This window comes from Pseudomonas sp. MH10 (genome assembly GCF_034353045.1).
GTDB lineage: Bacteria > Pseudomonadota > Gammaproteobacteria > Pseudomonadales > Pseudomonadaceae > Aquipseudomonas.
Genome location: NZ_CP133783.1, coordinates 4,715,045 through 4,727,188, shown reverse-complemented (window position 1 = coordinate 4,727,188; position 12,144 = coordinate 4,715,045). Strand labels below are relative to the sequence as shown.

The window sequence follows — 12,144 nt, the reverse complement described above, 5'->3', positions numbered from 1 at the left end:
TAAGCCTTAGCGCATATCACGTTCGGCACCAGACAGGCTTGTCTGGAAAGCTTCACGTGCAAATTGGCGCTCCATATAATCAAGCAGCGGTTTCGCTTGCCGCGGCAATTCTATACCCAGGACCGGGAGACGCCAGAGTATCGGCAACAGACAGCAATCGACCAGACTTTGATCTTCACTGAGGAAAAAAGGCTTGTCGGCGAACAGTGGAGAAACGCCGGTCAAGCTTTCACGCAGCTCTTTACGCGCTTGAACGCGAGCGGGCTCTTTACTACGTGAATCCAGAATCAAATCCACCAGGCCACACCAATCGCGCTGAATACGGTGAATCAGCAGACGGCTGTTGGCACGGGCCACCGGATAAACCGGTAACAAAGGTGGGTGCGGATAACGTTCATCCAGGTATTCCATCACCACCGTCGACTCGTACAACGCAAGGTCGCGATCGACCAGGGTTGGTACGCTGCCGTACGGATTCACCTCAATCAATCTTGGCGGATGACGACCCGCCACAACATCAATGATCTCAGCGCTGACACCTTTCTCAGCGAGCACAATGCGCACGCGGTGGGAATAGTGGTCGGCGGGGTCGGAGTAACAGGCCAACCGGTTGGTCACGCCCATGGCGGTCCTCCTCGCTTGTAAAAGTTTTCAAAAGCAGAAAAACGAGCGCGCCCAGAGGGCGCCTCCGAAAACGACTACGCAGGGCAGGCACCACCGAAGCGGCACCTGCCCCACGCTCGTTTTTTAGAGAGGCACCCTAGGGCGCGGCTCGTTAACAGCAGGGGTTACAGCATGATATCAGTGGACGTCTTTCCAATATTCGCGTTTGAGTAAATACGCGAAGACGAAGAAGAAGGCCAGGTAAAGCAATACATAGGTCCCGATGCGCTGATGTTGCAGCTTCACCGGATTCGCCGAGTAAGCGAGGAAGGTTACAAGATTTTTGACCTTCTCATCGAACTGTTCTTCATTTAGCGACCCGGTTTTCGGCAATACGGTCAATTGATCGCATGCTTCGTGGGTCAATGGAGAGCCGGTCAGGGGGTCAAATTGCTTCTTGCCATCTTCAACCATTTGGATCTGCTTGCAGCCAATGACCTGACGACCTTGAAGGCCCGCCAGTACGTTAGGCATACCAACGTTCGGGAAAACCTTGTTGTTCACGCCCCATGGACGTGCAGGATCTTCATAGAACGAGCGCAGATAACCGTAGAGCCAGTCAGTACCGCGAACACGAGCTACCAGGGTCAGATCGGGCGGAGCCGCCCCGAACCAGGCTTTAGCGTCAGCAGGCTGCATGCCGATAGTCATATGGTCGCCAATCTTGGCGCCCGTGAAAATCAGCTTGTCCAGCATCAGATCGTGGGGGATACCCAGATCGTCAGCCACACGCTCATAGCGTTGAAACTTGGCGCTATGGCAACCCATGCAGTAGTTCGCAAACGTACGAGCACCGTCTTGCATGGCCGCCTTATCAGACACGTCGATATCAACATGTTCCAACTCAGGGCCGTGCTCTGCCGCATAAGACAAAACGGGCAGGAGAGCAAAAATCAGTACAGCAAATAGCTTTTTCATCAGCCAGTCACCCTTTCTGGAACCGGTTTGGTCTTCTCGAGCCGGGTATAGAACGGCATCAGAATGAAGTAGGCAAAGTACAGAAACGTACAGACCTGCGACAGAATCGTGCGCTCAGGGGTTGGCGGCAAAACGCCCAGCACACCCAGAATCACGAACGCCACGCAGAACACCACCAACCAGATCTTGCTCAGCCAACCCTTATAACGCATGGATTTGACCGGACTACGATCAAGCCACGGCAACACGAACAGGACGGCAATCGCAGCACCCATGGCAATAACACCCATGAGCTTGTCCGGGATCGCACGCAGGATCGCGTAGAACGGCGTGAAGTACCAAACCGGAGCAATGTGCTCAGGGGTCTTGAACGCGTTCGCTACTTCGAAGTTAGGCTTCTCGAGGAAATAACCGCCCATTTCTGGGAAGAAAAATACGATCGAGCAAAAGACGAACAGGAACACCACAACGCCGACGATGTCTTTCACGGTGTAATACGGATGGAAGGGGATGCCGTCCAGCGGTATGCCGTTTTCGTCTTTGTGTTTCTTGATGTCAACGCCGTCGGGGTTGTTGGAGCCCACTTCGTGCAGCGCCAGAACGTGCAACACCACCAGACCCAGGATAACGATCGGCAACGCCACGACGTGCAATGCAAAGAAGCGGTTCAGGGTAATACCTGAAATCAGGTAGTCACCACGGATCCATTGAGTCAGGTCGCCACCGATGACAGGAATCGCACCGAACAGCGAGATGATCACCTGGGCCCCCCAATAGGACATCTGGCCCCAAGGCAGCAGATACCCCATGAATGCTTCAGCCATCAGCGCCAGGTAGATCAGCATCCCGAACAGCCAGACCAGCTCACGCGGCTTCTGATACGAACCGTATAGCAGCCCACGGAACATGTGCAGATAAACCACAATGAAGAACGCAGAGGCGCCCGTTGAGTGAAGCAGGCGCAGGATCGAGCCATATTCCACGTCACGCATGATGTATTCGACGGAAGCAAACGCTTCTTCAGCCGACGGCGTGTAGCTCATGGTCAGCCAGACACCAGTAACGATCTGATTGACCAGCACCAGCAATGCCAGCGAGCCGAAGAAGTAGAAGAAGTTGAAGTTTTTTGGTGCGTAATACTTGCTGAGATGGTCTTCCCACATTTTTGTGGCAGGGAAGCGCGCATCCACCCAGTCCATGAACTTACTCATGACGCTTTCTCCTGATCGACGCCGATGACGATGATGCTGTCCGACTCATAGGAATGCGGCGGCACAGGTAGATTCAAGGGTGCCGGTTGAGACTTGTAAACACGCCCGGCCAGATCGTAGTGCGAACCGTGGCAAGGGCAGAAATAACCACCTACCCAGTCTTTGCCGAGATCTGCGGGGGCTACTTCGGGACGGAACGTCGGCGAACATCCCAAATGCGTACAGATACCGACCAGCAGCAGAATCTCTGGTTTGATCGAACGTAGTTCCGGGTCGACGTATGTCGGTTGCGAGGAGTTCTTTGAAGTCGGATCGGAAAGTTGCCCCTCGATCTTTTTCAGGTTCCCTAAAATCTCTGCGGTACGACGGACGATGAATACCGGCTGACCACGCCACTCGGCAATCATTTGCTGTCCTGGTTCGACCTTGCTGATATTCACCTTTACCGGTGCACCTGCGGCTTTCGCCTTGGCACTGGGAAACCATGACCCCACGAACGGGACCGCCGCCCCCACCGCTCCTGCAGCACCAACCACGGATGTGGCTGCTACGAGGAAGCGACGCCGGCCTGCATTCACGCCGTCATTGCTCATTCCGTCCTCTCCCATCAGCTCTATGGCCTGTTTGATCAGGCGTCTACTTAATAAATATCTGGAACGGTGTAAAAATCCTGCCGGATGGTAAAGAAAAGCCCCTCAATTGACAAGGTAATTACCATAGCCCAATGGTCTCAAGCCTTATAACACGCGGCGCCCAGGCATGTGGCACGTTGTCACACCAAAATCCTTCGCCCATAAAAAAACGCCCAGCTCCTAAAAGGAACTGGGCGCTTAGAAAGTAGCAGCGAATTAACGCTTCGAGTACTGCGGACGCTTACGCGCTTTACGCAGACCGACTTTCTTACGCTCTACTTCACGAGCATCGCGAGTAACGAAGCCAGCTTTGCGCAGAGCGCCACGCAGGGTTTCGTCATACTGCATCAGAGCGCGAGTGATACCGTGGCGGATTGCGCCAGCTTGACCACTTGTGCCGCCACCGATAACAGTGACGTAGATGTCGAATTTCTCGGTAGTCTGAGTCAATTCCAGCGGCTGACGAACTACCATGCGGGCAGTTTCGCGACCGAAGAAACCGTCAAGAGTACGGTTGTTGATAGAGATGTTGCCGGTACCTGGACGCAGGAAAACGCGTGCAGTTGCGGTCTTGCGACGGCCAGTGCCGTAATTTTGAGTCGCCGACATAATGAACTATTCCGTTAAAACTTCAGTTCTTGGGGCTGCTGAGCAGTATGAGGGTGTACAGCGCCCGCATAGACTTTCAGCTTACGATACATGTCGCGACCCAGCGGGTTCTTAGGCAGCATGCCTTTAACCGCGGTCTCGATCACGCGCTCTGGGGCTTTAGCGATCAGCTTTTCAAAGTTGATCGACTTGATCCCGCCCGGAAAACCAGAGTGAGAGTAGTAGATCTTGTCGGTGGTTTTAGCACCGGTAACGCGGATTTGCTCAGCGTTGATAACGACGATGTAATCGCCTGTATCGACGTGCGGAGTGTATTCCGGTTTGTGCTTGCCACGAAGACGGCTCGCGATCTCGGTCGCCAGACGACCCAGTGTCTGACCAGCAGCGTCGACGACGAACCAGTCGCGCGTAACTGTTTCCGGTTTAGCAGTAAAAGTTTTCATTCTTTAATAGCCTCAGGGGCCGCCCTGATAAATTAGACGGCGGATCTTACTGAATAGTGCGTACTTTGACAAGGTCAAAGGCAGCCGGGAACAGACGCTGTCGGGGGCTCGGGTCGGCGCGTCCGTTATACGGCAAGATTCTTCGGCAGACGGCGCATCACTTCCACTGCAAAGAGCTGCGGAATTATGCAGATTTCGAAAAAAATCTCAAGCAGCTTTTGCAATTCACCCTGAATTCAGGGGCAGAAAGGGATGACATGCAGCTTTCGTCGCCAAAACCCGACGATTTCAGGCTCATCCCGTTTTGCCTTCTCTGCCTGCTTAAGCTCACTCACAAGGTCCGGGCAATAATTTCCTTCATGATTTCATTGGTTCCCGCATAAATCCTCTGCACCCGTGCATCCGCCCAAGCCCGGGCGATGGGGTATTCCCACATAAAACCGTAGCCGCCATGCAACTGCACACACTCGTCGAGCACTTTGCATTGCAGGTCTGTGCACCAGTATTTCGCCATCGCCGCGGTGGGCACGTCCAGCTTGCCCTCCAGGTGCAGCTCAAGACAGCGATCAACAAATACCCGACCAATCTGCACTTCAGTCGCGATTTCAGCGAGCTTGAACCGAGTGTTTTGGAATTCCGCGATAGCCTTTCCGAACGCTTTGCGTTCGCGGGTGTAGTCCAGCGTCCATTGCAAGGCTGCTTCGGCAGACGCCAACGCCCCGACTGCAACCGTCAATCGCTCTTGAGGCAGCTCCTGCATCAGATAGGCGAAACCCATGCCGGCCTGACCCAACAGATTGTCCTTGGGCACACGCACGTCCTGAAAGAACAGCTCGGAGGTGTCCTGGGCTTTCATCCCGACCTTTTCCAGGCGCTTACCTTTGGCAAACCCCTGCGAGCTGGCCTCTACTAGAAACAAACTGGTGCCTTTGGCCCCGGCCTTAGGGTCCGTCTTGGCAACGACGATGACCAAATCAGCCAGAAAGCCGTTGGTAATAAACGTCTTGGAGCCGTTGATCACGTACTCATCGCCGTCTAACACAGCCGTGGTTTTCACGCCTTGCAGATCGGAACCCGCACCTGGCTCGGTCATCGCAATGGCGGTCACCATTTCTCCCGAAACCAATTTCGGCAGGTACTTGAGCTTCAGGGCTTCGCTGCCGTAATGCAGGATGTACGGCGCGACGATATCTGAATGCAAAGAAAAACCGATCCCCGTCAGGCCCAGCCGACCGATTTCTTCGATCACCACGGTGCTATAGAGAAAGTCTGCCGCCATGCCGCCGTATTCTTCGGGCAAATGCGAACACAACATCCCCTGCTCTCCCGCCTTGTTCCATAAGGCGCGATCGATATAACCCTGTTTTTCCCACTGCGCATGAAACGGCTGCGCCTCCTGCTCAAGAAATTTACGCACGCTGCTGCGAAAGAGTTCGTGTTCGGAGCTGAACAGGGTTCTAGGGATCATGCTGCACCTGCAAGAGGGTGAAGGGCTGGGTTGTCTTAAGAGCCTAAGCCGATGACCCGCGCGAGGACACTGGACACATACGACAAAAAATAAGACGATCCAGCCGTCGCTTGACCACTTTCCCATATAAGAAAAAGAATTATGTCTACCCAGCACTCCGCGCCATTGCGGCGCGTCAGCATCCTGGCCATTGATGGGGTATTCGCCTCGACCCTGATGCAAGCCAAAGACTTCTTCCACCTGGCCAGCCTGCGCTATGGAAAACAGCTCGGCCAAGGCCTGAAGACCACTTTCGAGACTCGAATCGTTAGCCCTGACGGACTTTCGGTACGCAGCTTCAGCGAAGTCATGCTGCCCGTAGAGGGCGGCCTGGAACAGAGCGATGTGATTATCCTGCCGGCGTTTTGGGATGATTTCGATGCGCTGTGCCAGCGATACCCCCAGGTTTTGCCATGGCTACGCGAACAACACGCCAAGGGCGCCGTGCTGTGTGGCGAGGCCAGCGGGGTGTTCTGGCTGGCACAAGCTGGCTTGCTGGACGGCAAGGAGGCGACCACCTATTGGCGCGCTTTTACCGAGTTTGCGCAGCGTTTTCCAAAGGTGCTGCTTAATCCAGAAAAACACCTGACCGACGCCGACAACCTGTATTGCGCTGGCGGCACGACCTCAGCCTGCGATCTCTACATTTACCTGATCGAACGTTTCTGCGGGGCCAACGTTGCCCAAGCCGTGGCGCGTGACATTCTTTACGAAGTACAGCGCAGCTACGTGCCGGGGCGAATGGGATTTGGTGGGCAGAAACTGCACCAAGACGTGAGTATCCTGCAAATTCAGCAATGGCTCGAAGAGCATTTTGCCGACAAGTTTCGTTTCGAAGACGTAGCGCGCGAGCACAGCATGAGCATCCGTAACTTCATGCGCCGCTTCCAGACGGCCACCGGCGACAAGCCGCTGCATTATTTGCAAAGAATGCGCATCGAAACGGCCAAAGGCTTGCTGTCCGGAACGCGCAAAAGCATCAAGACGATAAGCTATGAGGTCGGATACGACGACGCCAGCTTCTTCGCGCGCCTGTTTCGCCAACACACGGAATTGTCACCCAACCAGTACCGCCAGCAGTTTCAGCAGGAAGCCTGAGAGCATCTGCACGTTGCGAGCTACAAGCTACAAGCGAATCAGTTTCACCCTTCTTGCAGCTTGAAGCTTGCAGCTCGCAACTGCCCCTAGGGCTTATGTGGCCGCGACAGGAATTCGTGGGATTGCATTTCCAGCAGTCGGCTCAACGTGCGCTGGAACTCAAAGTTCAGACGACCGCCGGTGTACAAATCCTTGAGCTCAACTTCAGCCGAGATGATCAGCTTGACGTTGCGATCGTAGAATTCGTCGACCATATTAATGAAGCGTCGGGCGATGTCGTCGGTTTTGACGCTCATCTGCTCAACACCGCTGATCAACACCGCGTGGAAGATCTTGCCGAGTTCGATGTAGTCGTTCTGGCTGCGCGGGCCGTCGCACAATTCACGAAAATCAAACCAGGCCACGTCATCACAAGTAAGCATCGCCCGGATTTCGCGGTTCTCGATCATCAGCACATCGTTTTTAGTCGCCTGAGTGCACTCTGGGGTCAGGGCCTTGAAGCTTTTGCGCAGACTTTCTTCGGCGGCGTCGTTCAGCGGGAAGTGAAACAGCTCAGCCTGCTCAAGGTGACGCAAGCGATAGTCCACGCCACTGTCGACGTTGACGATGTCGGTGTTGACTTTGATCAACGCAATGGCCGGCAGAAAACGCGCACGCTGCAGACCATCTTTATACAAACCGTCCGGGACAATGTTCGACGTCGCGACCAGGGTCACGCCGTTTTTGAACAATTCTTCCATCAGGGTGCCAAGGATCATGGCGTCGGTGATGTCCGAAACGAAAAACTCATCGAAACAAATCACCCGCGCCTCATCGGAAAAGCGCTTGGCGATAATGATCAGCGGGTTTTTCTCGCCATTGAGCGTCCTCATTTCTTCGTGCACACGCTTCATAAAGCGGTGGAAGTGAGTTCGGACTTTTTCTTTGAACGGCAAGGCTTCGAAGAAGGTGTCGACCAGGTACGTCTTGCCACGGCCAACGCCACCCCAAAAATACAAACCTTTGACGGGCGCCTGGGGCTTCTTGCCGAACAGCTTGCCGAGCAGACCCGGCTTGCTGTGCTGCGCAGCGACCAGGTCGTCGTACAGGCGTTGCAGATGGCGCACAGCAGTTTCCTGCGCGGCATCATGGAAGAAGTCGGGGCGCTTCAGATCAGCTTGATATCGTTCTAGGGGAGTCATATTCGTTAACAAGGCGACAAAAACGGGCCGCCACTGTAGCGACGGCCCTTGGAAATGGCAATCAGACCTATTGCGGGGCTAACGCGCGCTTGAGGTTTTCGATGGCTGCATCCCGCGCGACACTGTCGGCAAACTCAGGGCTGTCCGCCACGCATGCATCGTCGAGCCATACCGTGAAGCGATCATCCTCGCTGCGCAGGTCCAGCTCGCCACCCAGCTGCAATTGCTTGCTGACCGCACCCGCCGTTTTGCCATCAGCGAACGTGCGCGACAGTAACAATTGCTCACCGTCGGCGGCGAGCAGGCGAAAACGGAAGCTGCCGTCGTCTTCACGGAAGCTGACAAACCGCACGCCTTTGGCGGCTTTTTTCTTCCCACTGTCGGCGTTTTGCACAACGCTGCGGAACGACCGCAGGCCCACCGCTTCACGCAATTGGCCGAGGAACGGCGTCGCGACGGCGCGGGCTTTTACCGCACCGGCGAGCAGAATATCTTCCAGGTCGGCGGGACGCGCCATGAAACCGTGATAACTCTCGCGGGCCTCCCCCAGCTCAGCGTCAAGCAACGCGAACAAACGTTGCTTGGCCTCGCCCCAACCCAAGCCCTGTAATAGCTCAGAACGGAACTCAGCGCCTTGCTCCGGGGTGGCGAAGGCTTGATAGAGGGTAAACAGGTGCGAGTTGTCTGGATCTTTGGCTTCGCCCGGCGCGCGCGAGTCGGTGACGATCTGCGAAATCGCGGCTTTCATCTCTTTGGCATTGCTGAACAACGGAATGGTGTTGTCGTAGCTTTTCGACATTTTGCGACCATCCAGGCCCGGCAGCGTGGCGACGCTTTCTTCAATCAACGCTTCGGGCATGACAAAAAATTCTTTGCCTTGGCCGAACAGGTGGTTGAAACGCTGACCAATGTCGCGGGCCATTTCCACGTGCTGGATCTGATCACGGCCGACCGGCACTTTGTGCGCGTTGAACATCAGGATGTCAGCCGCCATCAGCACCGGGTAGCTGTACAAACCCATGGTGATACCGGCGTCCGGGTCTTCACCGGCTTCAACGTTTTTGTCCACCGAGGCTTTATAAGCGTGCGCGCGGTTGAGCAAGCCCTTGGCCGCTACACAGGTCAACAGCCAAGTCAGCTCAGGGATTTCCGGGATGTCGGACTGGCGATAAAACGTGACTCGATCAACATCAAGGCCGGCAGCCAGCCAAGTCGCAGCGATTTCCAGACGCGAACGCTGAATGCGCAGCGGGTCGTCGCATTTGATCAGGGCGTGATAATCAGCCAGGAAGTAGAACGAATCCGCATCGCTCTGGCGGCTGGCGATGATCGCCGGGCGAATGGCACCGGCATAGTTGCCGAGGTGCGGCGTACCGGAAGTGGTAATACCGGTCAGGATACGAGTGGTCATGGCTAGTGGCTGCTTATTAGAGTAAGGCAGGTTAGGCGCCCACAGGGTCAGGCGCTTCTGGCTGCAATCAATTCGAAAGGCGTGGCAGGACCAACTCTTTGAGGTCAGTCAGCTTGCCGTGAAAAAAGTGTCCGCATTCTGCCACTTTCAGCAGCTCATGGGGGCGCTTGAGGGCATCAGACCAGTCATAGACGGCCTGCGGATCGATCACCTCGTCGGTTTCTGGCTGGATCAAGGTGAGCGGACAGTTTTGCGGCAACGAGTGATCGGCGCTCAGGCGCGTGACCGCAGCGGCCACCATGAACAAATGCGCCAATTTTTCACCCTTGGCTTCCAGACGCCCACCGAGGCTGGCTGCGACAAAGCCGCCAAACGAGAAGCCCAGCAGCGTCATCGGCAAATCGGGGTGTTTATTGCGCAACCACTGCGCCGCCGCTTGGGCATCATCGACTTCGCCGGACGCCATGTCATGGGTGCCAGCGCTGGCGCCGGTTCCGCGATAGTTGAAGCGCAAGGTGATCAAACCCGCGTCGCGTGCGGTTCGCTGCAATGTCGATACGACCTTATTTAGCATAGTCCCGCCCTGCACCGGGTTAGGATGGCAGATCAGCGCCACACCGCGGGCGCCCTCGGTATCGAGGTAAAGGGCTTCGATTTGGCCGACTGGGCCATCAATCAATACAGGGGTTTCGCGCATGAGCAAAAATGAACTCCGTGACCTCGAATTGGGTCGACTCGTCTAGCTGATTGTCTGTGTCTGGCATATCCGTGAGCGTGTCGCGGTATACAGCGCAGGTTCGAGCCGTTAACGTAAAGCAAAGCCGTTTATAGAGGAAGGACTCGTGGAACACTCGCTCTTAGTTTGGTTGTTGCCGACTATCGCCCTGGTCGCAGGTGTGGTCATTGGTTTCCTGGTCGCACGTCTGCTGCCCAACGCTGCCCCGAGCAGCACTCAGCGTCAGCTGGATGATGTTCAGGAGCGCTTCAATAGTTATCAGAACGAGGTAGTCACCCACTTCAACAGCACGGCGAATCTGGTGAACAAGCTTTCGCAGAGCTATCAGGAAGTACAGGAACACCTTGCCGATGGTGCCAACCGCCTGGCCTTGGATGAGCAAACGCGTCAGCGTTTACTCGCCAGCTTGCACGCTGACACCACGCAAGCACCTCGGGACCGCCTGACCCCACCGCGCAACTCTGAAGCGCCAAAGGACTACGCGCCCAAGACCCCAAATGCACCCGGCATGCTGGACGAGCATTACGGTTTGAAAAAGTGATGTGAGCGGCACGCATCAACAAAAAGCCCGCCGTTCGGAATGAATGGCGGGCTTTTTTAGTCACATGCGGTCGGGTCGTACTCTCGCAGTCCACACGGGCCAACCCTATTCCGAGGCGTGGCGTTTTGGCAATTTGACGTAACAGCCACGCGATTCTTCGATAGTCAGGCAATCGTCGCCGATAACTAAAACCATCTCGTCGAAGAACTGGCTGATGTCATTTTCGCCGTTCAATCCCTCGTAATTCCGGCGCAACGTTAGCCGTTGTCCGTCTTGTGACCATTTACCCTTTGCATAACCGTCAGCGGAGCCATATTCAACGACGGCTTCAAAGTTACTGCCCCCTTGAAGCGACAGCTGCGAGGCCATTTCCATGACCCCTTGTAAATAATAGTTGCCAATTAAATCGTTGGATGGCGCGCTATCATCATGGGAGCAGGCGGCTAGGAATAGGGCTGAAACGAGTAGGACGATTCCTTTCATTTGTTTCTCCATGATTGTAAATGCTGAGGGTTGAGGGTGATGACGGGGGCTTACCAACTGCCATAAGGAATGCCGAAACGTTCGACGTATTGCTTCGAATCTTCGGTTTGTTGAAAGTAATGCCCGTTTGATTTACCCAGATACGGGCCTAAAGGCTCGACTTCGACTTGAGCGCGGTTGAAGGCGACTCGGCGTAAACACTCATCCCACACCCACACTTGAACAATACCGCCGGGGGCAAGTCCCAAGGTCATGCTGGGGTGCCAGGAAGCGGGGCGATCAGGGTATTTGGCGCAGCGTCGAGCGATGGAGTGGCGCATCAGTTGTCGGGCTTCTTCCGGGATTTCTATCCAGCCTTGGTAGGTTTGGGGCTCAACCGAGGATTGCCAACGCACGAAGACCCGTTTCGGGAGATCGGCGCCGGTGACAAAACTTCCATTTCCACCGGTATCCGACCATCCTCTAGCATCTTCGATATCGTCGTTCTGGAAAACTTCAATGCCAATTCCACCGGCACCTAGGTGTGGGAAGAATCGGTTATTGATATCCACCACCGCGCCCATTTCGACCCAACCCGTCATATAGTACGGTGCAGAAAACCGTAAATCCCACCATGGGTGATGGGGGTCATTTACGCCAGACAATGGGTCGGCGGCTTGGCATCCTGCGATCAGAGCTAGACCCAGTAATGCGACGAGTTTTCTGATAATC

The 12,144-nt window shown here is 55.2% G+C and carries 14 protein-coding genes; 2 read left to right on the top strand and 12 right to left on the bottom strand.

Annotation, left to right across the window (positions count from 1 at the left end; translation table 11 throughout):
* Nucleotides 1-6: 6 nt before the first annotated feature.
* The 7 genes from RHM59_RS21275 to RHM59_RS21245 form a co-directional block, all read right to left on the bottom strand.
* Complete coding sequence (locus RHM59_RS21275; RefSeq protein WP_322166035.1) at nt 7-624, bottom strand: glutathione S-transferase N-terminal domain-containing protein; 618 nt, start codon at nt 622-624, stop codon at nt 7-9.
* A gap of 177 nt (nt 625-801) precedes the next feature.
* Nucleotides 802-1,581, bottom strand: coding sequence for a cytochrome c1 (locus RHM59_RS21270; protein WP_322166036.1), 780 nt, complete (start codon nt 1,579-1,581; stop codon nt 802-804).
* A complete protein-coding gene (locus RHM59_RS21265; protein ID WP_322166037.1) occupies nt 1,581-2,792 on the bottom strand; it encodes a cytochrome bc complex cytochrome b subunit in 1,212 nt (403 codons plus the stop codon). The genes RHM59_RS21270 and RHM59_RS21265 overlap by 1 nt, the downstream gene beginning before the upstream one ends.
* Nucleotides 2,789-3,385 (bottom strand): ubiquinol-cytochrome c reductase iron-sulfur subunit, encoded by a 597-nt coding sequence (gene petA, locus RHM59_RS21260; protein WP_322166038.1) that lies wholly within the window; start codon nt 3,383-3,385, stop codon nt 2,789-2,791. The genes RHM59_RS21265 and petA overlap by 4 nt, the downstream gene beginning before the upstream one ends.
* A gap of 255 nt (nt 3,386-3,640) precedes the next feature.
* Nucleotides 3,641-4,033 carry a 30S ribosomal protein S9 gene (rpsI, locus tag RHM59_RS21255; RefSeq protein ID WP_297846183.1) on the bottom strand — a complete coding sequence of 131 codons (393 nt, stop codon included), beginning with the start codon at nt 4,031-4,033 and terminating at the stop codon, nt 3,641-3,643.
* A 14-nt stretch (nt 4,034-4,047) separates the two neighbouring features.
* On the bottom strand, nt 4,048-4,476 hold the full coding sequence (gene rplM, locus RHM59_RS21250; RefSeq protein WP_297846182.1) for a 50S ribosomal protein L13: 429 nt from the start codon (nt 4,474-4,476) through the stop codon (nt 4,048-4,050).
* A 331-nt stretch (nt 4,477-4,807) separates the two neighbouring features.
* Nucleotides 4,808-5,944, bottom strand: a complete 1,137-nt coding sequence (locus tag RHM59_RS21245; protein WP_322285334.1) for an acyl-CoA dehydrogenase family protein — start codon at nt 5,942-5,944, stop codon at nt 4,808-4,810.
* Nucleotides 5,945-6,184: 240 nt separating this feature from the next.
* On the opposite strand from RHM59_RS21245, the gene RHM59_RS21240 reads away from it, so the two are divergent.
* Nucleotides 6,185-7,081 carry a GlxA family transcriptional regulator gene (locus RHM59_RS21240; RefSeq protein WP_322171125.1) on the top strand — a complete coding sequence of 299 codons (897 nt, stop codon included), beginning with the start codon at nt 6,185-6,187 and terminating at the stop codon, nt 7,079-7,081.
* 86 nt (nt 7,082-7,167) lie between these two features.
* Here RHM59_RS21240 and zapE read toward each other — a convergent pair whose 3' ends face one another.
* From zapE to RHM59_RS21225, 3 genes are all read right to left on the bottom strand, one after another.
* Complete coding sequence (zapE, locus tag RHM59_RS21235) at nt 7,168-8,262, bottom strand: cell division protein ZapE (RefSeq protein ID WP_322166040.1); 1,095 nt, start codon at nt 8,260-8,262, stop codon at nt 7,168-7,170.
* Between the two features lie 67 nt (nt 8,263-8,329).
* Nucleotides 8,330-9,673 carry a tryptophan--tRNA ligase gene (locus RHM59_RS21230; RefSeq protein ID WP_322285333.1) on the bottom strand — a complete coding sequence of 448 codons (1,344 nt, stop codon included), beginning with the start codon at nt 9,671-9,673 and terminating at the stop codon, nt 8,330-8,332.
* Nucleotides 9,674-9,740: 67 nt separating this feature from the next.
* Nucleotides 9,741-10,370 (bottom strand): alpha/beta hydrolase, encoded by a 630-nt coding sequence (locus RHM59_RS21225; RefSeq protein WP_322285332.1) that lies wholly within the window; start codon nt 10,368-10,370, stop codon nt 9,741-9,743.
* Between the two features lie 145 nt (nt 10,371-10,515).
* On the opposite strand from RHM59_RS21225, the gene RHM59_RS21220 reads away from it, so the two are divergent.
* Nucleotides 10,516-10,950, top strand: a complete 435-nt coding sequence (locus RHM59_RS21220; RefSeq protein WP_322166043.1) for a YhcB family protein — start codon at nt 10,516-10,518, stop codon at nt 10,948-10,950.
* A gap of 105 nt (nt 10,951-11,055) precedes the next feature.
* Here the strand turns inward: RHM59_RS21220 and RHM59_RS21215 are convergent, their stop codons facing one another.
* Both RHM59_RS21215 and RHM59_RS21210 read right to left on the bottom strand, forming a co-directional pair.
* Nucleotides 11,056-11,433, bottom strand: coding sequence for a hypothetical protein (locus tag RHM59_RS21215; protein ID WP_322184924.1), 378 nt, complete (start codon nt 11,431-11,433; stop codon nt 11,056-11,058).
* 50 nt (nt 11,434-11,483) lie between these two features.
* Nucleotides 11,484-12,140, bottom strand: a complete 657-nt coding sequence (locus RHM59_RS21210; protein WP_322286738.1) for a DUF2931 family protein — start codon at nt 12,138-12,140, stop codon at nt 11,484-11,486.
* Between the last annotated feature and the right edge of the window lie 4 nt (nt 12,141-12,144).

What these genes read in the sequence shown, in the direction of transcription:
- RHM59_RS21275 (WP_322166035.1), bottom strand. Translation starts at nt 624, where the DNA reads ATGGGCGTGACCAACCGGTTGGCCTGTTACTCCGACCCCGCCGACCAC.
- RHM59_RS21270 (WP_322166036.1), bottom strand. Translation starts at nt 1,581, where the DNA reads ATGAAAAAGCTATTTGCTGTACTGATTTTTGCTCTCCTGCCCGTTTTG.
- RHM59_RS21265 (WP_322166037.1), bottom strand. Translation starts at nt 2,792, where the DNA reads ATGAGTAAGTTCATGGACTGGGTGGATGCGCGCTTCCCTGCCACAAAA.
- petA (WP_322166038.1), bottom strand. Translation starts at nt 3,385, where the DNA reads ATGAGCAATGACGGCGTGAATGCAGGCCGGCGTCGCTTCCTCGTAGCA.
- rpsI (WP_297846183.1), bottom strand. Translation starts at nt 4,033, where the DNA reads ATGTCGGCGACTCAAAATTACGGCACTGGCCGTCGCAAGACCGCAACT.
- rplM (WP_297846182.1), bottom strand. Translation starts at nt 4,476, where the DNA reads ATGAAAACTTTTACTGCTAAACCGGAAACAGTTACGCGCGACTGGTTC.
- RHM59_RS21245 (WP_322285334.1), bottom strand. Translation starts at nt 5,944, where the DNA reads ATGATCCCTAGAACCCTGTTCAGCTCCGAACACGAACTCTTTCGCAGC.
- zapE (WP_322166040.1), bottom strand. Translation starts at nt 8,262, where the DNA reads ATGACTCCCCTAGAACGATATCAAGCTGATCTGAAGCGCCCCGACTTC.
- RHM59_RS21230 (WP_322285333.1), bottom strand. Translation starts at nt 9,673, where the DNA reads ATGACCACTCGTATCCTGACCGGTATTACCACTTCCGGTACGCCGCAC.
- RHM59_RS21225 (WP_322285332.1), bottom strand. Translation starts at nt 10,370, where the DNA reads ATGCGCGAAACCCCTGTATTGATTGATGGCCCAGTCGGCCAAATCGAA.
- RHM59_RS21215 (WP_322184924.1), bottom strand. Translation starts at nt 11,433, where the DNA reads ATGAAAGGAATCGTCCTACTCGTTTCAGCCCTATTCCTAGCCGCCTGC.